Annotated in this window: 24 protein-coding genes; 12 read left to right on the forward strand and 12 right to left on the reverse strand. The window is 32.9% G+C overall.

The window, feature by feature from the left end:
- Positions 1–19: 19 nt before the first annotated feature.
- The 7 genes from ABD077_RS21960 to ABD077_RS21990 all read right to left on the reverse strand — a co-directional run bounded on the left by ABD077_RS21960 (position 20) and on the right by ABD077_RS21990 (position 5,944).
- The gene (locus ABD077_RS21960; protein WP_299605974.1) at positions 20–424 is read right to left on the reverse strand and encodes a hypothetical protein; all 405 of its coding nucleotides are present in this window, start codon (positions 422–424) and stop codon (positions 20–22) included.
- A gap of 11 nt (positions 425–435) precedes the next feature.
- Complete coding sequence (locus ABD077_RS21965) at positions 436–1,287, reverse strand: universal stress protein (RefSeq protein ID WP_343914356.1); 852 nt, start codon at positions 1,285–1,287, stop codon at positions 436–438.
- Between the two features lie 67 nt (positions 1,288–1,354).
- The gene (locus ABD077_RS21970) at positions 1,355–2,203 is read right to left on the reverse strand and encodes a universal stress protein (protein WP_343914357.1); all 849 of its coding nucleotides are present in this window, start codon (positions 2,201–2,203) and stop codon (positions 1,355–1,357) included.
- A gap of 65 nt (positions 2,204–2,268) precedes the next feature.
- A complete protein-coding gene (locus ABD077_RS21975; protein WP_343914358.1) occupies positions 2,269–3,117 on the reverse strand; it encodes a universal stress protein in 849 nt (282 codons plus the stop codon).
- A gap of 34 nt (positions 3,118–3,151) precedes the next feature.
- Positions 3,152–4,003 carry a universal stress protein gene (locus ABD077_RS21980; protein WP_343914359.1) on the reverse strand — a complete coding sequence of 284 codons (852 nt, stop codon included), beginning with the start codon at positions 4,001–4,003 and terminating at the stop codon, positions 3,152–3,154.
- 99 nt (positions 4,004–4,102) lie between these two features.
- Entirely contained in the window at positions 4,103–4,951 is an 849-nt protein-coding gene (locus ABD077_RS21985) for a universal stress protein (RefSeq protein ID WP_343914360.1), read from the reverse strand.
- Between the two features lie 66 nt (positions 4,952–5,017).
- On the reverse strand, positions 5,018–5,944 hold the full coding sequence (locus ABD077_RS21990) for a universal stress protein (protein ID WP_343914361.1): 927 nt from the start codon (positions 5,942–5,944) through the stop codon (positions 5,018–5,020).
- Between the two features lie 116 nt (positions 5,945–6,060).
- Here ABD077_RS21990 and ABD077_RS21995 point away from each other — a divergent pair, with 116 nt between their 5' ends.
- From ABD077_RS21995 to ABD077_RS22035, 9 genes are all read left to right on the forward strand, one after another.
- A complete protein-coding gene (locus ABD077_RS21995) occupies positions 6,061–8,469 on the forward strand; it encodes a heavy metal translocating P-type ATPase (RefSeq protein ID WP_343914362.1) in 2,409 nt (802 codons plus the stop codon).
- Positions 8,453–9,052 carry a pyridoxamine 5'-phosphate oxidase gene (gene pdxH, locus ABD077_RS22000; RefSeq protein WP_343914363.1) on the forward strand — a complete coding sequence of 200 codons (600 nt, stop codon included), beginning with the start codon at positions 8,453–8,455 and terminating at the stop codon, positions 9,050–9,052. The genes ABD077_RS21995 and pdxH overlap by 17 nt, the downstream gene beginning before the upstream one ends.
- A gap of 166 nt (positions 9,053–9,218) precedes the next feature.
- Positions 9,219–9,413 (forward strand): cbb3-type cytochrome oxidase assembly protein CcoS, encoded by a 195-nt coding sequence (gene ccoS, locus ABD077_RS22005; RefSeq protein WP_299898393.1) that lies wholly within the window; start codon positions 9,219–9,221, stop codon positions 9,411–9,413.
- Between the two features lies 1 nt (position 9,414).
- Positions 9,415–11,622 carry a cytochrome-c oxidase, cbb3-type subunit I gene (ccoN, locus tag ABD077_RS22010; protein ID WP_343914364.1) on the forward strand — a complete coding sequence of 736 codons (2,208 nt, stop codon included), beginning with the start codon at positions 9,415–9,417 and terminating at the stop codon, positions 11,620–11,622.
- A 4-nt stretch (positions 11,623–11,626) separates the two neighbouring features.
- On the forward strand, positions 11,627–11,818 hold the full coding sequence (locus ABD077_RS22015) for a CcoQ/FixQ family Cbb3-type cytochrome c oxidase assembly chaperone (protein WP_299605945.1): 192 nt from the start codon (positions 11,627–11,629) through the stop codon (positions 11,816–11,818).
- Entirely contained in the window at positions 11,815–12,771 is a 957-nt protein-coding gene (locus tag ABD077_RS22020; RefSeq protein ID WP_343914365.1) for a cbb3-type cytochrome c oxidase N-terminal domain-containing protein, read from the forward strand. The genes ABD077_RS22015 and ABD077_RS22020 overlap by 4 nt, the downstream gene beginning before the upstream one ends.
- Positions 12,772–12,787: 16 nt before the next feature.
- Complete coding sequence (gene ccoG / locus ABD077_RS22025) at positions 12,788–14,209, forward strand: cytochrome c oxidase accessory protein CcoG (RefSeq protein WP_343914367.1); 1,422 nt, start codon at positions 12,788–12,790, stop codon at positions 14,207–14,209.
- 19 nt (positions 14,210–14,228) lie between these two features.
- A complete protein-coding gene (locus ABD077_RS22030) occupies positions 14,229–14,675 on the forward strand; it encodes a FixH family protein (RefSeq protein ID WP_343914368.1) in 447 nt (148 codons plus the stop codon).
- Positions 14,676–15,380 (forward strand): sulfite exporter TauE/SafE family protein, encoded by a 705-nt coding sequence (locus ABD077_RS22035; protein ID WP_343914370.1) that lies wholly within the window; start codon positions 14,676–14,678, stop codon positions 15,378–15,380.
- Between the two features lie 90 nt (positions 15,381–15,470).
- Here the strand turns inward: ABD077_RS22035 and hemN are convergent, their stop codons facing one another.
- The 4 genes from hemN to ABD077_RS22055 all read right to left on the reverse strand — a co-directional run bounded on the left by hemN (position 15,471) and on the right by ABD077_RS22055 (position 19,989).
- Complete coding sequence (gene hemN / locus ABD077_RS22040) at positions 15,471–16,835, reverse strand: oxygen-independent coproporphyrinogen III oxidase (RefSeq protein ID WP_343914371.1); 1,365 nt, start codon at positions 16,833–16,835, stop codon at positions 15,471–15,473.
- Positions 16,836–16,858: 23 nt separating this feature from the next.
- A complete protein-coding gene (locus tag ABD077_RS22045; RefSeq protein ID WP_343914372.1) occupies positions 16,859–17,692 on the reverse strand; it encodes a universal stress protein in 834 nt (277 codons plus the stop codon).
- Positions 17,693–17,780: 88 nt separating this feature from the next.
- Positions 17,781–18,833 (reverse strand): response regulator, encoded by a 1,053-nt coding sequence (locus ABD077_RS22050; protein ID WP_343914373.1) that lies wholly within the window; start codon positions 18,831–18,833, stop codon positions 17,781–17,783.
- 7 nt (positions 18,834–18,840) lie between these two features.
- Positions 18,841–19,989, reverse strand: a complete 1,149-nt coding sequence (locus ABD077_RS22055) for a PAS domain-containing sensor histidine kinase (protein ID WP_343914374.1) — start codon at positions 19,987–19,989, stop codon at positions 18,841–18,843.
- 124 nt (positions 19,990–20,113) lie between these two features.
- On the opposite strand from ABD077_RS22055, the gene ABD077_RS22060 reads away from it, so the two are divergent.
- From ABD077_RS22060 to ABD077_RS22070, 3 genes are all read left to right on the forward strand, one after another.
- Complete coding sequence (locus ABD077_RS22060) at positions 20,114–20,518, forward strand: hypothetical protein (protein WP_343914375.1); 405 nt, start codon at positions 20,114–20,116, stop codon at positions 20,516–20,518.
- Between the two features lie 83 nt (positions 20,519–20,601).
- Complete coding sequence (locus ABD077_RS22065) at positions 20,602–20,886, forward strand: hypothetical protein (protein WP_343914377.1); 285 nt, start codon at positions 20,602–20,604, stop codon at positions 20,884–20,886.
- A 147-nt stretch (positions 20,887–21,033) separates the two neighbouring features.
- The gene (locus tag ABD077_RS22070) at positions 21,034–21,921 is read left to right on the forward strand and encodes an RsiV family protein (RefSeq protein WP_343914379.1); all 888 of its coding nucleotides are present in this window, start codon (positions 21,034–21,036) and stop codon (positions 21,919–21,921) included.
- A 147-nt stretch (positions 21,922–22,068) separates the two neighbouring features.
- On the opposite strand, the gene ABD077_RS22075 is transcribed toward ABD077_RS22070, so the two are convergent.
- Complete coding sequence (locus ABD077_RS22075; RefSeq protein WP_343914380.1) at positions 22,069–22,908, reverse strand: universal stress protein; 840 nt, start codon at positions 22,906–22,908, stop codon at positions 22,069–22,071.
- Positions 22,909–23,072 lie beyond the last annotated feature (164 nt).

The raw sequence follows: 23,072 nt of genomic DNA on the forward strand, positions 1-23,072 counted from the left end.
AGTACTATCAATACTTCTTTTACAGATTAAAATAATCTCTTACCAATGCTTTGGTTTGATTTGCGGTCATACTATCAGTTTTAAAAACACCTTCTAGTTTGTCATGTAGATCTTTATAGTAGTATCCTAATTCTTTTTTGAACTTTTCTCCAGCCTCTGCAGGTCCAAAAACAACCAGTTTATCAACGTCTTTTACATGAGAAGCTATTTCTTTAAAATAAGCTTTGAACTGATGTTTCTCTCGTTCCAAATATTTACTGTCTTGTACCACATCTTGTGGACCTCCTTTTACTCTGGTTCCGGAACCTCCATGAATGCGATATGTTTCTATTTGAGATGGGATGGTGATCATCTCTTTTTCGTTTTTATTAGGGTTAATAATAAACGCCTTTTCTTTATCCATCCAGATGCCTATGTTTTTCATTGTATATGGTTTTAGTTTTTTAAATCGTGAAGTGCCAGTACAGGAACTGTAGCATGATGTCCTAAGTTTTTAACTAAGGGTCTAGAGAATACACTACCAAAAAAGCTATGCTTATGATTTACAAAAGTGATCATATCACTATCTCTACTTTCTACAAAACAGCTCAAGCCTCCAGCTACATCTACATTATGCAGCGTATGAAGTGTATAAGGGACTTCTTCGAAATATTCTTTTAATAAATCCTGATTATTCTTTTGTTCTTCAGAAAGTGTATCGTCTTGTGTGATATATAGCACACGAATTGCTGCATTATTTCGTTGAGCGATCTCTACCAAATATTGTAATTCTCTTCTCTTAAAATGTGTTTTATAATCCGTTGGAAATACTATTTCTCTTGGTTTTCGGTATAGTGTTTCTTCTGGAACCATCATTACAGGACAGTTTCTTACCTTTTCCATAACAGATATAGCGTTGCTTCCAAATATGACATCTCTCTGATTACCAGTTCCCTTGGTTCCCATGATAATCATTTCGATATCTTTTTTATCCACGATATCTTTAATGGCCTCTAACAAACTATTCATCTGCGAGATTGCAAAGAATGTATGTCCTGGATATTCATCTCTAAATGCTAATCTTTCCAAGGTTTTTCCAAGTCCTTTTTCTGATTTTTCTTTAGCTGCATCATATAGCTTCTCTCCTGGTTCTGGAACCATCATACTTTCCAGCGCATAACCAGACACATCAAACGTATTTAGCAAATAAAATTCGCACTCATCACTTTTATACAATTCTATAGCATAACAAATAGCTGTCCATGCATTTTTAGAAAAATCTGTTGGTAATAAAATCTTCTTCTTCATCAGTATTGATTTTTAAGATTAGTGTAGTAAATGTACCTCTGTTATTTATCGTAAACTATGATAATTATCAGCTTGCGTCAGGAATAATTAAAAAGGGAACTACAGGATGGAAACCTATACTTTTTATTACTGGTTCATGAGTGATATTTTCCATCAGACTATGCTTATAATTCACCATAGCCAGCATATCAACATCCATATCTGCAATAAAATCATTGATCAATTTTGATTTTTTTGAGAATTTTGAAATCCAATGTACAGTCGGATTTATGTCCTTCAGGTATTTTTTCAAAGCTGTAAAATTATACTCTTGAAGTTCATCTAATTGTTCTTCTTCGTGAATATGAAAAAGCCTAATGTTAGCATCAAAAAGTTTGGTCATATCTATAAGAGGTTTCAACTCCTCTTCTAAATAGAATCTTTTAAAATCAGTAGGAAATGCAATTTCCATAGGTTTTACAAACTCAAATGCATCTGGAATCATCAAGATAGGACAGGATTTTATCGATTGGATCACCTTCACCGTGTTACTTCCCATAAAGATTTCTTTAGCGCCAGTAGCTCCTTTTGTTCCCATAACTACCAAGTCAATCTTTTTACTTTTAACAGTCTTATTAATAGTGTCTATTAATTCTTTGGAAATAGAAATCGTTTCAAAATGATGTTGCAGCTCTTCGGTATCAAGAGTTATTCTATGTTTTGTTTCGAGTAACTTTTCTTCAGATTCTTTTCTCAATTTCTGAAAGAGTGCATCTCCTTTACTCGTATCCAAACGACTAGTTAATATTGGGGTGTTAACCTCAAAAGTATTGAGTATATAAAAATGACAAGGTTGATTCTGAAGCAATCGAGTAGCATAAAAAAGAGCATTATATGCATTGTTCGAAAAATCGGTAGGAACTAGTATTCGTTTCATCGTTAAACTATTTATTAATTATGAGTAAATCTAATTCCTATAGAAACGAAAAACTATGACAATGCTCAGGTATCAGCTGGGATAACCAAAAATGGAATTACAGTATGAAACGTTATTTTTTTAATAACTGGTTCTCGTAATAATCGCTTGATAAATCCATGAGGGTAGTTGATCATAGCTAATACATCTATCTCCAGTTCTTCTATAAAAGCCTGTATTGCATTTTCTACTGTAGAAAAGTCTTCAATTACATGAAAATCATGCTTCCTATTACTAAAATAATGCTCTAACGTGCTGGAATTAAAGCTTTGCATTTCTGAAAGTTTTGGTTCTTCATATACCTGAATCATTTGTATAGTAGCATCATGAATCTTTGCTAAATCTTTTATAGGATTGATTTCAGATTTGAAATACATTCTTTCAAAATTAGTGGCAAAAGCGATATTTGAAATCTTATAAAATATACATTCTTCAGGAATTACTAAAACAGGACAACTATCCAGGTATTGAACAACCTTATGCGTATTACTTCCCATAAAAATCTCTTTTGCGCCAGTAGCTCCTTTGGTTGCCATCAAGATAAGATCATAATGATTTTCTTGCACTAAGTTTTGTAAAACTTCTACCAATTCACCTGAACGAGAAATGGTTTTAAAAGAGTGAAGCATACTAGTTTTAGAATTTTCAATATCCTCCATAATCATATCTGATCCCTTTTTTGATGCTGATCTAAGAAGTTCATACTGCTGTCCTATCTTTTGAGAACTAATCGTAGTTAACAATTGTGTAGCAGCTAAATCATAGGCATTTACAATATGAAATTCGCATGGAGTATTCTCAAAGAAATTAAAAGCATACACTATTGCATTCCATGAATTATCGGAAAAATCTGTTGGAATTAATATACGTTTCATATCGTTATATTTTTAAGATCTAATCGTAAATTTATTATTGTCTTTCTATTGATGGAATCACTAAAAAAGGAACGTTTAGATGATATGCGATCTGATTGATCACTGGTTTAAACAAAAGGTTCTCAAAAAATGAATGCTTATTATGAACCATCACTAATAAGTTGATAATATGATATTTCTGATAGTCTTCAATAGCTTCTATAACATCCATACCATCTGCAATTTCAAAAACATGAGCATTCTCTTCGAAATAAGTATCTAAATATACTTTTGTATCCTGCTGTTGTGTAACTAAGGGAACACCATAATATGCATTTAAAATATGTAACCGCGAGTTATGGATGTCACATATACTCTTAATTAACGGAAGTAAAATTGGGTTTGAAGTATTGAGATTATAGTCTGTCGGAAACAGAATTTCTTTAGGTTTTTCGTAAACAAATCCATCTGGGACAGCAATAATTGGACATTTTACTTTTTTCATGGTATACATAGTTTGAGACCCTATCAATACTTCTTTAAGTCCTGTTGCACCTTTTGTACCCATGATTATAAGATCAATGTTATACGTTTCAATAACATCCTTTATCTCAGCAATCAACATATTAAAAGCAGAAAGCTTTACAAATTGATGCTTCTCATTTGGAAATTCTATTTGAATCTTTTGTGCTACTTTTTCTATTTCTTTTTTTGAATGTCCAAGCGCAACCTCCTCTATACCATAAGGTGCAGGATTCTCTATAAGGTATTCTGCTGTATATGAAATAGGAGTAAATGTATTTAGCAAATAGAACGTACAGGTTTCGTCTTTAAAAAACTGTACTGCATATTTTATAGCATTATATGCATTATCAGAAAAATCCGTTGGTAATAATATCCTTTTCATCTTTTCTACATTTATTGTTTACTAAATCACCAAATCATGACAAACCATTATACCTTCCCATAATTCTTGTGGTCTATTTTTCCTTGTTATTTTTAGAAGTTAGATTCTTGGTACATTTTGCATCACCAAAAATGGAATTTTGATCTCTAATTCTATTGTATCTATTGTAGAGGTATACAATATGTTCTCCATGTAGGAATGTCTAGAATTTACCATCACCAAAAAATCTATTCCTTTATACTCGATAAATTCATTAATTGCCGTAGTTAAAATCTCTGACGAGATCCTATGAGATTCTAGTTCAACACCTGATAAACTTGTTTCTAAAAACTCTTTATTGTCTTCTTGTCGTATGGACAACTTATCATTAGTAGATACCCATAAAAAGTTAATTTTAGATCTAAAACTCCTAGCCATTGTATACAATAACTTCAACTCTCTTCTTTTGTATGGTAATTGATAATCTGATGGAAATAAGATATTCTTCGGAGGCGTATATGTACAACCGTTAGGAATTACCAAAACAGGACTTTTAACGTATTTAATTACCTGTAGTGTATTACTTCCAAAGATTATTTTGCTGTTATCCGTTTTTCCTTTGGTTCCCATGACAACAATATCTACATTTTCTTCCTCTATAATTTCATTACTCTCATCTACCAACTGACCAAACTTAGATAGTGTTTTATAAGAATGTCTTGGGTTCGGAGAAATCTGTTGTAATATCTCCTCTATTTTGGTCAACTCTTTTTCCGAGTTTTGATAGACATTCTCTTTTATTTCATTAAAAAGTTCTCGAGCCATATGAGCATTCTGATCATATACTTCGTCCGCATAGGCATGTAGTATAAAGAAATCACACTGTTCATATTTGAAAACCTCAACAGCATATTTTAATGCGTTTAAAGAATTCTCTGAAAAATCTGTGGGGATTAGAACCTTTCTCATGATAAATAGTTTTTATTATATTCAAAACTAAGTCCTGTCTTGAAGATGAACTATGACCAATATCAGTTATACCGTATCTTTTATCAGATTTTGATATCTTTTAGATACGTCTTTACCTATTTTAGAGAATGAAGTACTCATTCCTATTTCTGGTAGTATCATAAAAGGAATTTTTAAATAAAACGCTATATTTTTAATGACAGGTTCTCTAGTTAATTTTTCTAAAAAACTGTGTCTATAATTCAACATTGCTAATAGATCTACATTCGATTTTTCTGCAAAACCTTGTAAAGTTGAAGCTATAGAATCACCCATGTTTATGGTATGCACATAACTATCTATAGCATTAAAATATTCTTGTAATATTTCTGAATTAAATTTTTGTTCCTCTGATAAAGAACCTGCTTGCTTCGGAATGTGTACAATATCGATTTTCGCACTATTATGTATAGCTAGGTCTATTAAAGGTGTTAATTCTTCCTTACTATAAAAATGTGTGAATTCTGTTGCAAATGCTATACGCAAAGGATGGTTTATCAAGGAAAAACCGGACGGTATGACTACAACCGGACAATTTTTGATAGCTTTTATGATTCGTACAGCATTGCTACCTAGAAATACTTCTTTTGAGACGGTAGTTCCCTTAGTCCCCATAACAATAAGATCTATTTTCTTGGACACCACTATTTCTGATGTTACTTCTGTGATAGTGCCAAAAGCTGCAATGATTTCAAAATGATGGTTCTTATTAACATTTGCATACTCCAAGCTTTTCTTTATGTGTTTCAGGTTTGTTAAAACATCTAATTGTACTGTATTTTCTACACTACGCTCAGATGGATGATCGGAGAGATGAATAGCTTCATAAATAATTTTGCTGTAAGCATTTACTATGTAAAATGTACAAGGTTCTTCCTTAAAAAGTTCTGTAGCATAATCGATAGCATTCCAGGAGTTTTCTGAGAAATCGGTAAGTAGCAAAATCTTTTTCATGGTTTTTGGTATTATGTTGATATCCCAAAACTATTTTATTTGCCTTCTCCAAACTATGATTTTTGTCATATGATACGAATGTAGTCTTTATGATTTTTGTACAAAATCTAATAGATATGACAGCTACAAAATGTTTTCACTGCGGTAATGATTGTGATAAAACAATTGTGAAATTTGATCATAAAACTTTTTGCTGTAATGGATGCAAAACAGTGTATGAAATTTTTTTCACTAATAATTTATCCTGCTATTATGATTTGCAATCTACTCCTGGAGCCATTCCCAAAGAGCTTGAAGGAAAGTATGATTATCTCGATAATCCTGATATTATTGAAAGATTAATCGAGTTCAGCAATGAAAATATCCAGATAATTACCTTATATATCCCTCATATCCATTGTAGTTCCTGTATTTGGATTTTAGAAAATTTGCATAAACTCCATACATCGATTTCTGCATCACAAGTAAATTTTCCGAAAAAAACGGTAAGAGTAACTTTTGATACCTCAAAAACTACCCTAAAAGAAATTGTTACCTTACTTAACTCAATAGGATATGAGCCTTATATTAGCTTAGAGGATTATTCTAAAGGCAATCAACATATTAACCGAAGTTTATTCTATAAATTAGGAGTTGCAGGTTTTGCTTTTGGAAATGTAATGTTTTTGTCTTTCCCTGAATATTTTGAAGTGTCAGAATATTGGTTAGAACAATATAAACATGTTTTTAGATGGTTAATGTTTGCTTTTTCGATACCTGTTGTTTTTTATGCTGGTCAGGAATATCTAATTTCTGCCTATAAAGGGTTACGAAATAACATATTAAATATCGATGTACCTATTGCTTTAGGTATTTTAGTACTCTTCATTAGAAGTACTGTAGAAATAGTATTTGATCTGGGCACCGGTTTTTTTGATAGCCTCACCGGTTTGGTATTCTTCCTATTATTAGGGAAGTTTTTTCAACAAAAGACATATACTTTCTTATCCTTCGAAAGAGATTATAAATCCTATTTCCCCATTGCAGTCACCAGAATTTCTTCAGACCAAAAACTAGAAGAGAACATTCAGGTATATGAAATTAAAGAAGGAGATCGTTTATTAATTAGAAATGAGGAATTAATTCCTGTAGATAGCATATTAATTAATGGTAATGCAAGAATAGATTACAGTTTTGTTACTGGAGAAAGTGAGCCTGTTTCTAAACGATCTGGAGATAAACTTTTTGCAGGAGGAAAACAAATGAACGGAGCAATAGAAATTGAAGCCCTCAAATCCGTAGAACAAAGTTATCTAACTCAGTTATGGAGTAATGATATTTTCAAAAAGAACAAAGCCGATTCTTTTACCAATCTCACTGATATGGTAAGCCAATATTTTACCATAATCATTTTATGTATCGCAGTTATTGCAACTAGTTACTGGTTATTTAAGGATGCATCCAAAGCCATTAATGTTTTTACAGCAGTCTTAATCATTGCATGCCCTTGCGCATTAGCATTGGCCAGACCATTTGCATTCGGAAATGTACTAAGATTTTTTGGTAAGCATAAATTTTATCTCAAAAATGCTGAAGTTATCGAGCAAATGGCAAATGCAGATACCATTTTGTTTGATAAAACAGGTACTATTACAGTACATAAAAAAAATAATATTGAATATCATGGGCAACCTTTATCACATACGGAAGAAGCGTTATTAAAAAACACCCTACGTGCTTCAAACCACCCGTTAAGCAGATCTTTATATGATACACTTGCAGCACATGAAATTATGACTTTAGATGAATATCAAGAGTATATCGGTAGTGGTATAGAAGGAAAACATGCCGAAAACTCCATTAAAATTGGTTCTACAAATTTTGTGGAAAACCCTGATAACGAAAAACAGCTTAACACTTCCGTACATATTAGCACAAATGATAATTACAGAGGCCATTTCATTTTTTACAATCAATATCGAAAAGGACTCGAAAATTTATTTAAAAAGTTATCTAGTACTTACGAAGTATCAATAATCTCTGGTGATAATCAGGGAGAAAGATCTTATTTACAGAAAATACTTCCTAAAACGACTTCATTACTTTTTAATCAAAAACCAAAAGACAAACTTAACCATATCAAGAACTTGCAGGAAAACGATCGAAACGTAATGATGATTGGAGATGGTCTTAATGATGCCGGAGCACTGGCGCAAAGTAACGTAGGAATCGCTATATCAGAAAATGTAAATGTATTTTCTCCAGCTTGTGATGCAATTTTAGATGCATCAGAATTTGAAAAAATCAGTGATCTTTTACATATTTCAAAAAAGACAATTCGAGTAATTAAATCAAGCTTTATTATATCATTTTTCTATAATATAATTGGCTTGTATTTTGCTGTAACAGGTCAATTATCTCCTATCGTAGCCGCCATTCTAATGCCGTTAAGTTCAATTTCTATTGTAATTTATGTGACGGTACTTACAAATTTTATGAGTTTTAAGCTATACCATAAAAAGAAAGGAGATGTCGAAGCATTATAATCCCATAGAACACTTCCAACAGTGGTTTTATGAAATAAAAAACTTGGATACTGGAGATGAAATAAATGCTATGCAACTTTCTACCATTGGAATAGATGGTTTTCCAAAAACCAGGATTGTTTTATTAAAGAGATTTACTTGGGAAGGTTTTATCTTTTTCACCAATTATAAGAGCGAAAAAGGAAAAGCGCTTGCAAACAATAATAGAGCTTCACTATTGTTTAACTGGCATAAATCACAAAGAGAAGTACATATTTACGGTCATACCGAAAAAATACCTGAAAATTTATCAGAAGGATATTTTGAATCTCGTCCTAGAGGTAGCAAACTTGCAGCTTGGGTATCTGAACAAAGTACTATTATACCATCTCGAACAATTCTGGACAAGCGTATGGAACAATTGGAGCAAAAATTCCAAAACAAAGAGATTCCAAAACCACCCTATTGGGGTGGTTATATTCTTAAGCCTATTCATATTGAATTTATAAAATACGAAGCATTCACTAAAGCAAATAAGGTTATTCAATATACACTCCAACAAGATTATAATTGGTGTAAAACCAGTTCATATAGATTTCTTTGATTATAGCTTTATACCTGTATTAAAAACTATTTGTTTCTAGTGCGGCTAAAATTCTAAATCTGTATTCCATACAAAAATACTTTTTACAAGATGGATTTCGAAACCTGATAAATGTCATTTTTTAAGAAAAGGTTGGCACATACTTTTGATGCATAATAAAATAAGTATGGGTGTTATTTATGTGCTCTTAACGATTAGTATTCTAGTAGCGATTGTCTTTTTTATTGCTTTTATATTTTCTATAAAAAATGGACAATACGATGACGTTTATACGCCATCTATTCGCATGCTTTTTGAAGACGAACTCGTAAAAGAAGGCCAAGAAAAATCTTCAACACCTTCTAAAACCAAACAATCTTAACATGGAAATGGAACAGTTCTATTACGATAATAAAATCGTAAAAAAATTCTTGTACGCTACGATGCTATGGGGTATTGTAGGAATGTCAGTTGGTCTACTTCTGGCGTTCATGTTTTTATTCCCCAACCTTACCGATGGTATATCATGGTTGAGTTTTGGTCGACTAAGACCGCTACACACCAATGCTGTAATCTTCGCCTTCGTTGGAAATGCCATTTTTGCAGGGGTATATTATTCTACACAACGTTTATTAAAGGCAAGAATGTTCAGCGATATTCTCAGTAATATTAACTTCTGGGGATGGCAATTGATTATTATTGGTGCTGCTATTACGCTTCCCTTAGGTTTTACAACATCCAAAGAATATGCAGAACTCGAATGGCCTTTTGATATTGCTATAGCAGTAATATGGGTTGTTTTTGGTTGGAACCTTATTGGAACAATATTAAAAAGAAGGCAGCGTCACTTATATGTCGCCATTTGGTTTTACATCGCTACCGTTGTAACTGTGGCAGTACTCCATATTTTTAATAGTCTGGAACTTCCTGTAAGTGCATTAAAAAGTTACTCTGTTTATGCAGGAGTACAAGACGCATTGGTACAATGGTGGTATGGTCATAATGCTGTGGCTTTTTTCCTTACTACTCCGTTCTTAGGATTAATGTATTACTTCATTCCTAAAGCTGCCAATCGACCTATTTATTCATATCGATTATCGATAGTACATTTTTGGTCGCTTATTTTCATATATATCTGGGCTGGTCCTCATCATTTGTTGTACTCTTCGTTGCCAGATTGGGCACAAAATCTTGGAGTTGCTTTTTCTATAATGCTTATCGCTCCATCATGGGGTGGAATGATCAATGGTTTATTAACTCTTCGTGGAGCCTGGGACAAAGTCCGTACAGATCCTGTACTTAAATTTATGGTAGTTGCCATCACTGGTTACGGAATGGCGACTTTCGAAGGTCCAATGTTATCTCTTAAAAATGTAAATGCTATTGCCCATTTTAGTGATTGGGTGATCGCTCACGTTCATGTGGGAGCATTAGCATGGAATGGATTTTTAACTTTTGGAATGGCATATTGGTTAATTCCTAAACTCTTCAAAACCAAATTATGGTCTACAGGATTGGCAAATGTTCACTTTTGGTTAGGTACTCTTGGTATTATCATGTATGCATTACCTATGTATGTAGCAGGATTTGTTCAAGCTTCTATGTGGAAGCAATTTAATCCGGATGGTAGCCTGGTATATGGAAATTTTCTAGAAACCGTAAATGAAATTATACCGATGTATTGGATGCGTGCTATTGGTGGAAGTATCTACATATTAGGAATATTCATTATGCTCTATAATGTTGTAAAAACAGTGAAAAGTGGAAGCAAAGTTGCAGACGAACTTGCCGAAGCAGCTCCTCTTACTAAGGTAACACGACACAGAACAGCTAAAGAAGGATACCATACCTGGTTAGAAAGAAGACCCGTAAAGCTTACCATTTTTGCAACTATCGCTATTCTTATTGGAGGAGCCGTACAAATCATCCCCACATTAATGGTTGATTCTAATATTCCTACTATCACAAGCGTGAAACCTTATACGCCTCTTGAGCTAGAAGGACGTGATCTTTATATTAGAGAGAGTTGTGTTTCTTGTCACTCTCAGATGATTCGGCCTTTTAGAAGTGAAGTAGAACGCTATGGAGAATATTCAAAAGCAGGAGAATATATATATGATCATCCTTTCTTATGGGGTAGTAAACGTACAGGACCAGATCTTATGAGGATAGGAGGAAAATATTCTGATAATTGGCATCTTAATCATTTCTACGATCCACAAAGCACCTCTTCGGGTTCTATCATGCCTAGCTACAAATGGTTGATAAAAAATAAGCTCGACAGATCTCAAACAGAGACAAAAATGGAAGCTATGGTAACACTAGGAGTTCCCTATACTCCAGAGGAGATTGCAAGAGCACAAGAATGGATGGACCAGCAAGCTATACAAATTGAAAAAAATCTATATACCGATCCTGATTTTGCAAAGACCTATGACGCCGATAAAAAATATGCCAAAGAAAATGGTTTAGACTTTATAGAAATGAGACATCGAGAAGTAGTAGCGCTTATCGCTTACATCCAAAGATTAGGAACAGATATTAAAGTCAAAAAACAAGACGAAGAAACGATAGTACAAACTAAAGAATAAAGCTATGCTAAAATTTATAAAAGGTCATATGGAAAGTATTGAGGGAATAGAAATCTATCCTATGATTTCTCTCCTAATATTTTTCATCTTCTTTACCGCATTATTTTGGTGGGTTATTTCTGCAAAAAAAGAACACATCAAAGAAGTAAGTCATATACCATTAGAAACAGAAATCGATAAAGACCTAACATTATGAAAACAACCGCATCATATATAAGAGTATGTACCTTTTTACTCATTGCGTATATTTTAATAGAACTTACAGTTGAAACTAACGGCAATTCAGCATTTATTGAAGAACCTCTTAGCTGGTTAGTATTAGGTATGATTGCGTTATTTGCTATTGCAATAGAAATTAGTTTAGCTGCATTACAAAATATACTATTCCTATCTCTAAAACCAGATGCCCAAGAACGTTATGCACTTGCTCAAAAGATTAAGAAAGAAAAACAATTCAAATGGTTAAAAGATATCTATCTAAAGCTTCTTGATAGTAAACCGGTAGCGCAAGAGGATGAAATCATCCTAGACCATAATTACGATGGCATTAAAGAATTAGATAATAATCTTCCTCCTTGGTGGGTATATGGATTTTATGCTACCATCGTATTCGGCATGATCTATATGATACGTTTCCATGTGTTTAATGACTATACCCAAAGAGAAGAGTATGAAACAGAAATGGCTGAAGCTAAAATTGCGATCGAAGAATACAAAAAAACCGCCAAAGATTTAGTCGATGTAAATACGGTTACACTATTAACTGATGCTTCGGACATTAGTGCAGGAAAAGCCATTTTTACAGCGAATTGCGTTGCCTGTCACAAAGCTGATGGCGGAGGTGGAATTGGTCCAAATTTAACTGACAGATATTGGATTTTGGGTGGTGGCATTAAGAACATATTTCGTACCATTTCTGAAGGAGGTAGAGATGGTAAAGGAATGGTAGCCTGGAAACAAACATTAAAACCTGCAGAAATGGCTCAGGTAGCTAGTTATATCATCACCTTAGAAGGAGCAACTCCTGCCGAACCTAAAGAAGCACAAGGAGAACTATGGATAGATCCTGATGCTCCAAAAAAAGAACAATCAAAGGAAGAAATACAAGAATTAGCATCAGATTCAACCTCTGTCGCACTGAATGAATAATTGAAAATCAAAACTCTTGGAAACACCAACAAATGAAAAGTTCAGAGATTCGATTGCTACTGTAAATGCAGAAGGAAAACGAGCATGGGTATACCCCAAAAAACCAAGCGGAAAATTCTATAAATATAGAAAGTGGGTAAGTTACGGATTGTTAATCTTTCTGTTTTCTGCTCCTTTTATTAAGATCAACGGAAATCAATTCCTGCTTTTTAATGTCTTGGAGCGACGATTCAATATTTTTGGAGCTCCTTTTTGGCCTCAGGATTTTCATTTGTTTGTGATTTCCATGATTATAGGAGTTATATTCATCACCTTATTCACTGTCGCTTTCGGGAGATTATTCTGCGGGTGGGTATGTCCACAAACGATTTTCATGGAAATGGTTTTTAGAAGAATCGAATACTGGATAGAAGGTGATCGAGGAAAACAAATCCGACTCGATAAGCAAGTCTGGAATGCAGAAAAAATCAGAAAAAGAATAACAAAGTGGATTATATTTTTTATCATTTCCTTCTTAATCGCCAATGTATTTTTGGCTTATCTTATAGGAAGTGATCAATTATTACAATATATCATTGATGGCCCTTTAAAACATATTAGCACTCTAATTTCATTACTGATTTTTACGGCTGTTTTCTATTTTGTTTTTGCATGGTTTAGAGAACAAGTATGTATTATAGCTTGTCCTTATGGCCGATTACAAGGAGTATTATTAGACTCAAAATCGATTGTAGTTGCGTATGACTACAAACGTGGAGAAAAAGAGACAGGCAGAGCTAAGTTTAAAAAAAATGAAGACCGACAAAGTACTGGAAAAGGAGATTGTATAGATTGTTTTCAATGTGTACATGTATGTCCAACAGGTATTGATATTCGTAACGGCACCCAGCTAGAATGTGTTAACTGTACTGCCTGTATAGATGCTTGTGACCATATGATGGAAAGCGTGAACCTACCTAAAGGACTTATTCGATATGCGAGTGAGGAGAACATTGCAAAAAAAACAAAATTCGAATTCACTTCCCGATTAAAAGGATATACTGGTGTATTATTGATTCTAACAGGTGTACTCACTGGAATGTTATTCTTAAGAAATGACGTAGAAGCCAATATCCTCCGATTACCCGGTCAACTTTATGAAAGAAAGGAAAATAATATGATTAGTAATGTATTTACCTATAAGTTGGTGAACAAAACCACCGAGGATATTATAGATGTACATTTTGAGTTGTTATCACATCAAGGAAAAATTGAACAAGTTACGCATAAAAACTTTGTTGTGCCTAGACAAGGACTGGCCGAAGGAACATTGTTTATTGAGGTTCATGCATCTGCGCTAAGTGGGGATAAAGACAAACTAAAAATAGGAGTATATAGCAATGATACATTAATAGAAACAACTTATGCGGCTTTTTTGGGGCCAAGAAGTTATAGATAGAAATTAAAAACCTAAGACCATGAAAATAAACTGGGGAACCGCAATCGTATTGGTATTTATAGGATTCATAACCTTTATTATGTACTTCGTAGTACGCATGAATACCAACAAGAAATATGAGCACGACCTTGTAACCGAGGAATATTACAAAAAAGAACTAGCTTTTCAGAAGGAAATTGACGCCGAGAAAAATTCTAGAGCTTTGCCTAATAACGTTTTTATTAAAAAAACACCTATAGGTCTGTCCATCACATTTCCTGAAGAAAAGGAATTTCAAAAAATCAGTGGAGTAATTTCATTATATCGTCCATCGAATAAGCAATTAGACTTTTCTATTCCAATTAATCTTGAAAGAAACACCATAATAATTCCAGACGAAAATATGATAGAAGGAAAATGGAAAATTACAGTAGATTGGAAGTATGAAGATATCCATTACTTATATAAAAAATCATTTACATATTAAGTGTTAGTATCTGCTTTCATATTAGGTTTTTTAGGCAGTTTTCATTGTATAGGAATGTGCGGGCCAATCGCATTCATGCTCCCAGTACATAAGTCCAATAGTGCTAAAAAACTATTTCAAGTTTTATTATATCATTCCGGTAGGCTATTAGCGTATGGAATGATAGGTTTTTTCTTTGGTTTACTGGGAAAAAGTTTTCATATTTTTAATCTACAACAAGGATTATCGATTATCATCGGAATTTTAATGATTCTTATAGTCCTAGTACCAGCAATTAAAGCCAAGAAAAACACTTTTACCCGGCCAATTTATTATGCAATTACAAAAGTAAAAGCTACTCTTGGTCATAATTTGCAAAAGAAAACTACAGATACCTTTTTAACCATCGGTTTTTTAAACGGTTTTTTACCTTGTGGACTTGTGTATATGGCTGTCTTTGGTGCTATCACTTCTTCAAATATCTTACAGGCAAGTTTATATATGATTCTTTTTGGATTGGGTACAATTCCATTGATGACTACTATAGTCTTTGCAAACAACTTATTCAAAGGAACTTGGATACGACAACGGATACAAAAGATGATCCCTATATTTATCATTGTAATGGGATTACTTTTTATTTTAAGAGGAATGGGACTAGGAATACCTTATGTTTCTCCAAAACAAGCATCCCCTATTGTCTCTACCAATTTTGAATGTCATTAAACCCGAATCATACGGTATATAATTCGGGTTAAAATTGAATAAAACTATGCTGGTTTTTGTTACACTTCAATATTGAAGCTTCTTCGTATTCTAGATTGTCATTGAAAACAATTGCGTTTCTGGTCTATTGCGCTGCAATCTTAAATCAAATGCCATGCAAATATTACGAACAAAAGGTTGTCCTTTTTTGGTAATTCTTATATTATGATTTGTCACTTCTACTAATCCATCACTTTCCATTTCTTCTAATCGATCAGATACATCTGCTAATTCATCAAAATGAAGATTATCTATACTCCAATCTGTTTCAAAATGACACATCAAATTCAGTATATGTCTTCTGATGATTTCATCTTCTTTCGTTAACATATGACCTCTATAAATGGGTATGATTCCTTCATGAACTAAGTTCTGATAAGCTTCAACACCTTTTACATTTTGAGCAAAACCATACCAACTATCACTAATGGAAGAAGCGCCCAAACCAATCATCAATTTGGTATTAGAAATGGTATATCCCATAAAATTACGATGCATATCTCCTTCCATTTTGGATGTATAAAGTGCATCACTTTTGAGTGCAAAATGATCCATTCCAATTTCTATGTACCCTTCATTCGTTAATAATTCTTTACCTATTTCATATTGTTTTCTTTTTTGAGCAGCTGTAGGAAGATCTGATTCTTTAAAGCCACGCTGACCGTTCCCTTTTTGCCAAGGAACGTGTGCATAACTATAAAAAGCCAATCGATCAGGAAGTAATTCTTTTGTCTTTTTGATTGTTCTGATAATTGCTTCTTCTGTCTGAAAAGGCAATCCAAATACGATATCATGACTTATGGATGTGTAACCAATTTCTCTGGCAACTTCTGTTACATATTTCACATTTTCAAAGGGCTGAATACGATGGATAGCCTTCTGTACCGTTTCATCATAATCCTGCACCCCAAAACTTACTCTTCTAAAACCTATATCGTATAAGACCTGTAACTGTTCTCGTGTTGTGTTATTAGGATGCCCCTCAAAGCTAAATTCGAATCCTTCTGCTTTTTTTGCAAAGGAAAAGATGCCTTGTAATAAGTATTGTAAATTTTTAGAAGAGAAGAATGTAGGAGTACCTCCTCCTAAATGCAGTTCTTTAATTATTGGCCTAGTTCCAAATAGGTCAACATACAATTGCCATTCTTTTATAACAGCATTAATATAAGGTATTTCTACTTCGTGTCTTTTGGTAATTCGTTTGTGACAGCCACAGAAAGTACACAAACTCTCACAAAATGGCAAATGTATATAGATACTGATTCCCTTAGAATTATTGGTAACATGAAAAGATTTTTGAACTGATTCTGTCCACTTTTTAAGCGAAAACATATCATTGTTCCAATAGGGCACTGTTGGATAGCTTGTATACCTAGGTCCTGGTACATTATACTTGGTGATTAAACTTGTACACATTCGTTAGAAATTATTAGGGTTTATTATTCGTGTAAAACAAAAAAAGGAATATGGGTGTGATAACTAATTTTTTCTACTGTAGGACGAAATAAAATTCGCTGAAAAAAATTCACATTTTTTGCAATCATCGTTATCATATTTATATTACTACTTTCTACAAAAGATTGAACTCCTTCTTCGATATTAGCGGTAGAAAGAAAATGAAAACTGTGCTTTAGAGTATCTCCCAGATAATCATCAAGAAGGTTTTTATTTTCTTTTTGTAATTCAGAAAGTTCTTTCTCTTTTTTGGCAATATGAAGTATTCGAAAATTTGCATCACTAGTGGCAACAACAGTTCTAATGGTATTCAAAACTTTGCTTCTATACTGTAGATTATAGTCTGTAGGAAAAGCTATTTCTATTGGTTTTATATAAGTTGCTTTTTCGGGTATTACTAAAATCGGACACTTCACTTTGGTAATTACATCTCCAGTATTGCTTCCGATCGTTCTTTCTTTCCATCCAGACGCCCCTTTGGTACCCATGACGATATAATCAATAGACTTTTCGGCTACAATATTTCGTATAGTATCTACTAAATAACCATATTCGTGAAGCGTAAAAAAGTGGTGCTTTTTGTTGGTGGGAAACTGTTTAATTTTTTCTCGAAGATCTGTGAAACGTTTTGATACTGTTGTTTTTTCTTCAAAAGGACTCATGATAATTTCAGAAGTGATTCCTGATGCCACCATTTCGGAAGCGGAAACATGAAGTAAATAAAAAGAACATTCCTCTTTTTTGAAAAAAGAAACGGCATAATCCAAAGCATTCCATGCATTGTCAGAAAAATCAGTCGGAATTAATATATTATTCATGTCTTTCGCCACCTAGTTATATACAAATATATCTGGTCGCTACCTCTCGAAATATGACAAATGTCAGGTTTGGAAATTTATTGAAAAATTATTCCATCAATTGTAATGCAGATAAATCTAGTATCTTGATATTTCGGCCTTCAATTTCTATTAGACCATCTTTTTTAAAACTAGATAGTGTTCGTATCAAGCTTTCAGTGGCTATTCCTGCCACACTAGCTAAATCGTTTCGTGAAATTTTAATGTTTTCCTCAGTTTTTTTATTTAAAATTTCTGCAAACTGAAGTATTGTCTGTGCTGTTTTTCTGCGTACAGAGCTATAGGCCATCTGTAATAATTGTTCCTTGATATCTGAGAGATTATCTGTAAGAAGCTCCATTAGTTCCAAGGATATATTATTGCTTTTTGCTAAAATATCTTTTAGTTCATTTTTAGAAACTCCAGCGAGTTCGGTCCCCTCTACTGTTGTTGCAGATTCTTGATACGGGATATTATCCATGAAAGAAGTAAATCCTAAAAAATCATCGGGTCTATACAAAGTTGTGATCAATTCCTTCCCACTTTCATCCATTTTATGAGTTTTTACCACTCCTTTTAGGATGAGATAAATTTTATTAGAATGATCTCCTTCTTTATATATAACTTCTCCTTTTTTATAATTAGAAATCTCGCCTTGATCATCAAAAAAGTTCTTCAGTTCATGTAAGTTTCGTAGCGTATCCTCTTTATCTTCTGAAGCAACAGTACTACCTGTCATCATCTTTTTTAAAATTGCTGCTTTAGCGAGGCGACTTTCGATGGCACTTATTAATTCTTCTTCTTCAAAAGGTTTGGTAAGGTAATCATCAGCTCCCAGATCCATCCCTTTGCGTATTTCTTTATGTTCTGTTTTTGCCGACAAAAAGATAAAAGGAATCTGATGCGTATGATTATGTAATGATAGTGCTTCTAGCACTCCGTACCCATCCACTTCGGGCATCATAATATCACAAACAATAATGTCTGGATTTTCGGTTTTTGCTTTTTCTATACCTACTTTGCCATTAGGTGCCGTAGTAACATCATAGTCAGACAATTCCAGTAATTCTGCTGTGTTTTCTCGTAATGCGGTATCGTCTTCTATTAATAAAACCTTACTCATCATTTAGTTATTTGTGTGTTGCTGTTATAATTGTAGGAATTGTAACGGTAAAGGTAGTACCTTGATTCTCTTCGCTTAAAAAGGTAATAGAACCTCCAAGATTTTCTATATGACTTTTTACAATATTTAATCCTATACCAGTCCCTTGATCCAATAATGCATTTTCTGCTCTAAAATATCTGTTAAAGATAAACTTTTGTTCTTTTTCTGGGATCCCGATACCTTGATCAATTACCTTAAAAACGAAGGTCTCTTTTTCTGGATAAGCTTGCAAATCTATGGTAGTACCTTCTCCAGAATATTTGATCGCATTTCCTATTAAATTGGTTAGTGTTAACTCCAATATTTTTTCATCAAACTCTAGGGTATATTCATCAATATCCTGAGGATAATTGATCTTTTGCCCACCTTTTAGCAGCATATTGGCATCGTAGACTACTTCGTTAATTACTTTGCTCAAAGGAAAAGTGGAAAATTTATAATTTACTTTTCCACTATCTAGCCGTTCTATAGACAAAAAATCTGTTAAGATATTATCGAGATACTTCACCTTACTTTTAATGGTATGAAGGTGTTTTTCTCTCTTTTCTTGTTGTTCTGTTTTTTGGTATTTCCCGATCAAAGTAGTAGAAGTTAGTATGCCACTTAAAGGGGTTTTGAATTCGTGTGATACTAATGATAAAAACTTTGTTTTTAACTCATTTAGTTCCTTTTCTTTCTCTAAAGCTTCCTGTAACTGTTTGGTTCGCTCTTTTACAGTGCTTTCCAGTTTTTCTGTATAGTTTTTGCGTTCTGTGATATCCATTACCAATGCCATGACAAATGTTTTATCATATATCTGAAAAGGGCTTAATCCTGCTTCTACAGGAAAGGTATCTCCATTCTTTTTTACTCCATGAATATCTCTCCCAATTCCCATTTGCCGTTTTTGGCTATGTTTCATAAAACTTTGGAAATGTCCTCCATGATTTCCTCTATATTGCTGCGGAATCAGAATATTTAGCGATTGTCCTGTAAGCTCTCCTTTTTCATAACCAAAAATTTGTTCTGAAGCACTATTTGTGGCAACAATCATTTGATTTTCATCTACAATAATTACTCCTTCAGAAATCGCTTCAGAAAGAATATCAAAAGTGTTATCACCGGTTAATGACATATAAATGAAGGTTGTTTTTTTGGGTGTATCCACAAATTTACACAAAAAAACAGCAACCTGATTTATGTCATAATTTTTCTCCGTAACACCTATTACTTTTACTTCAACATTAAAAAATTAAACCATGAATACAACACAAAATATTGGAATAACATTATATCAAAGCTTAGGCAAACTATTTTATGCCATTGCTGCATCCGACAAGGTAGTACGCGTTTCAGAATATGAATCTTTGCATAAAATTGTACAATCAGAATGGTTGTCACTAGATGATCTCGAAGATGAATTTGGAATAGATGCAGCGTTTCAAATAGAAATTGTTTTTGATTGGTTGGATTATGAAACACCTAATGCACAAGACTGTTTTGAGGAGTTCCAAAACTTTTATACGGAACACACTTCCATGTTTTCCAATAAGATCAAAGAACTTATATGGTCCACTTGCAATGCCATTGCCAGTGCTTTCTCAGGAAAAAATAAATCTGAATTAATGATGCTTGGGAAATTAAAATTGCTTTTCGAGAACTAATCTTTTTTTCCATTACTGACAAATATCATATTTCAGTCCTGAGACCTGATATACCTTTACAACAAATTAAAAACCAAATTATTATGACACTATATGCAAAAATAAACACCGACTTTTCTGAAAATTACATTGGATATTCTGCTTTAGCAATTATCGCTTCCACCTGTCTAGGTTCTGTAGCAATTATGTCTACTTTAATAGGTGGACATGGCGCTATAGAAATGTTTATGGTATTTCTAAGTGTAGCAATTTGTAGTGCTCATAATGCAGCTATATTAACCGTACAAAAACCAAAATTAGTATTAGATCTTTTGATCACTAGCTTAGCAATAAACTCATTAATTATTCTTATCAATACTCTCTTTTAATTTACATTATTAATAAACTTGAAAAAGGAGTGAACTTTTATTAAGGTTCACTCTTTTTGTTTTCAAAATCTGTTCGATAATTAAGATGATAAAAGTCATTTTTATTCTAGCATATCCGATATACATTGATACTATAAAATTATACTTATGAAATATTTAATTCTTATCCTGATTATATGTACTATAGGTTGTAAACCAAAAGCATCTTCTCATCCCCAACCTTCTCATACAAAAGCTACTAATCATGATACAAATAGTGATGATATCGATTCTATAGCTGTTTTTTCTGAAGAAAATCTAGAAATGCACCAAGAAAAAACGAAGGCAATCAAAAGAAAAAAATTAATTACTGCTCCCGATGATAAAGCACAGCTGCAAGATTTAGTTATTAATAAAAAATTATACAAGGCAGAAGATTATTATATTTTGGATTATACCTATCCATATCTGAACGAAGACATTAATAAAGGGTATGCTGTCTTTAACACTTATATAAGTGAAACTTATTTAAACATTGAAGCTACTGAAAATGAAATCATGGAGGATAAGGTAATCTTTTGCGACAGTATGCAAATAGCACGATGTATGGATAAAAGATTGATCGATTACAAAATATACAATGCCAAAAACGACTTGGTTAGTGTAGTTATTTATAAAGAAAACTATTATTCGGGTATGAAGCATTCTACGTATATGTTTGAATGTCTTAATTATGAAATGGATACACATCAATTTATATACTACAATGACTTCTTTGATCTAGGCTCTGAAAAAGAATTATTGAGTATTCTGAATGATGAAATAAAAGCAGCTATCCATTCTGGAGAAATGTATTACGACTGTTGGGAAATCTCCGAATCAGATTTCAATGCTTATAAAAACAATTTTGTGATCAATGACGAAACTATCACTTACTATTTTGATGATTGTATTATTTGTCCATCCTACACTGGAACGTATAGTATCCAAATTCCAATAACAACGGTCATGCATTTAATTAGAAATTACAAAGACATTCCTATGATAGGTAACTAGCAGTTTTCATTAGATTGAAAACAGCTCTAGTGTACCCATTAATATACTAGAAAAGAAAATTTATATCCTTCCAATAATGGATAAAAAAATAACGGTTGACTATTTGTCAACCGTTATGATACAAACTCAACTTATTTTATATGTGATTTAAATTCTAAATGTAATCACAGGTCTATTAGCATGATTTGCTATATCCTCTCCAATACTTCCATTAAAAAAGTGAGAAAGTCCTTTTCTTCCATGAGTTGGAATAGCAATTACATCGGCATCTACCTGATTACTATACTTGTAAATACCATTTTCTACGGTATAATCATTATAAAAAACAACATCCTTAAACCTTTCAATACTTCCAGCATCAGCTTTAAACAAAAACTCTTTCACCCTTTCTTCTATTTGGTCAGAGCTTCTAAAACTATCTCCAGGAAGATTAATATACAATAGGTGTATTTTAGCTCCAAAAGATTCGAACAAATTAATTGCATTTACATAAGGACGAATATTTTCTATTTTGAAATCGCAGGCAAAAACCACTTCTTGTATCTTAAAATCTGTGACCGCTTGCTTAATTACCAATACGGGTACATCCGAAGTTCGTACAACTTTCTCTGTATTCGAACCAACGAATATGTCCTCACTCATTCCACTTGTTCCGTGTGATCCCATTACGATGAGATCTGCATCATATTCTTTAGCCACTTTATTTACCTCGCTAAAGATTTTATAGTTCTGAACCGTTTCGGAAACTTTAATTCCTTCTAAATACCGTTTATCTAAAAAAGTGCTAAATCTTTTTTCTGCTAGTTTCATATAATACATAGCTTCTGCTACTTCCTGACTTTCATCTTTGGTAAGAATGGCTTCTGATAAACCAAGCATATGTAATACGATAATTTCTGAGTTTAATTTTTTAGCAATAATAGCTGCCGCTTCTAAAGCGTATTCGGAATATTCCGAAAAATCTACAGGGACAAGAATTTTTTTCATCTGTTTATATTTTTATTGTTTTTTAATGGTCAGATCGAATCGCCATCTAATCATATCGGTGGATATCAACTTAATTGTTATGGCTTATTTCATGGGTTTATATGTATGGATTTATAAATAAATTCATAGAGCACCACTAACTAAATAGGTATATTGATAGATGG

It is taken from the genome of Aquimarina litoralis, assembly GCF_039523995.1.
Lineage (GTDB): Bacteria > Bacteroidota > Bacteroidia > Flavobacteriales > Flavobacteriaceae > Aquimarina > Aquimarina litoralis.

Coding starts and splice junctions, on each gene's coding strand:
- ABD077_RS21960 (WP_299605974.1), bottom strand. CDS start 424: ATGAAAAACATAGGCATCTGGATGGATAAAGAAAAGGCGTTTATTATT.
- ABD077_RS21965 (WP_343914356.1), bottom strand. CDS start 1,287: ATGAAGAAGAAGATTTTATTACCAACAGATTTTTCTAAAAATGCATGG.
- ABD077_RS21970 (WP_343914357.1), bottom strand. CDS start 2,203: ATGAAACGAATACTAGTTCCTACCGATTTTTCGAACAATGCATATAAT.
- ABD077_RS21975 (WP_343914358.1), bottom strand. CDS start 3,117: ATGAAACGTATATTAATTCCAACAGATTTTTCCGATAATTCATGGAAT.
- ABD077_RS21980 (WP_343914359.1), bottom strand. CDS start 4,003: ATGAAAAGGATATTATTACCAACGGATTTTTCTGATAATGCATATAAT.
- ABD077_RS21985 (WP_343914360.1), bottom strand. CDS start 4,951: ATGAGAAAGGTTCTAATCCCCACAGATTTTTCAGAGAATTCTTTAAAC.
- ABD077_RS21990 (WP_343914361.1), bottom strand. CDS start 5,944: ATGAAAAAGATTTTGCTACTTACCGATTTCTCAGAAAACTCCTGGAAT.
- ABD077_RS21995 (WP_343914362.1), top strand. CDS start 6,061: ATGACAGCTACAAAATGTTTTCACTGCGGTAATGATTGTGATAAAACA.
- pdxH (WP_343914363.1), top strand. CDS start 8,453: ATGTCGAAGCATTATAATCCCATAGAACACTTCCAACAGTGGTTTTAT.
- ccoS (WP_299898393.1), top strand. CDS start 9,219: ATGGGTGTTATTTATGTGCTCTTAACGATTAGTATTCTAGTAGCGATT.
- ccoN (WP_343914364.1), top strand. CDS start 9,415: ATGGAAATGGAACAGTTCTATTACGATAATAAAATCGTAAAAAAATTC.
- ABD077_RS22015 (WP_299605945.1), top strand. CDS start 11,627: ATGCTAAAATTTATAAAAGGTCATATGGAAAGTATTGAGGGAATAGAA.
- ABD077_RS22020 (WP_343914365.1), top strand. CDS start 11,815: ATGAAAACAACCGCATCATATATAAGAGTATGTACCTTTTTACTCATT.
- ABD077_RS22030 (WP_343914368.1), top strand. CDS start 14,229: ATGAAAATAAACTGGGGAACCGCAATCGTATTGGTATTTATAGGATTC.
- hemN (WP_343914371.1), bottom strand. CDS start 16,835: ATGTGTACAAGTTTAATCACCAAGTATAATGTACCAGGACCTAGGTAT.
- ABD077_RS22045 (WP_343914372.1), bottom strand. CDS start 17,692: ATGAATAATATATTAATTCCGACTGATTTTTCTGACAATGCATGGAAT.
- ABD077_RS22050 (WP_343914373.1), bottom strand. CDS start 18,833: ATGAGTAAGGTTTTATTAATAGAAGACGATACCGCATTACGAGAAAAC.
- ABD077_RS22055 (WP_343914374.1), bottom strand. CDS start 19,989: ATGTCATTAACCGGTGATAACACTTTTGATATTCTTTCTGAAGCGATT.
- ABD077_RS22060 (WP_343914375.1), top strand. CDS start 20,114: ATGAATACAACACAAAATATTGGAATAACATTATATCAAAGCTTAGGC.
- ABD077_RS22065 (WP_343914377.1), top strand. CDS start 20,602: ATGACACTATATGCAAAAATAAACACCGACTTTTCTGAAAATTACATT.
- ABD077_RS22070 (WP_343914379.1), top strand. CDS start 21,034: ATGAAATATTTAATTCTTATCCTGATTATATGTACTATAGGTTGTAAA.
- ABD077_RS22075 (WP_343914380.1), bottom strand. CDS start 22,908: ATGAAAAAAATTCTTGTCCCTGTAGATTTTTCGGAATATTCCGAATAC.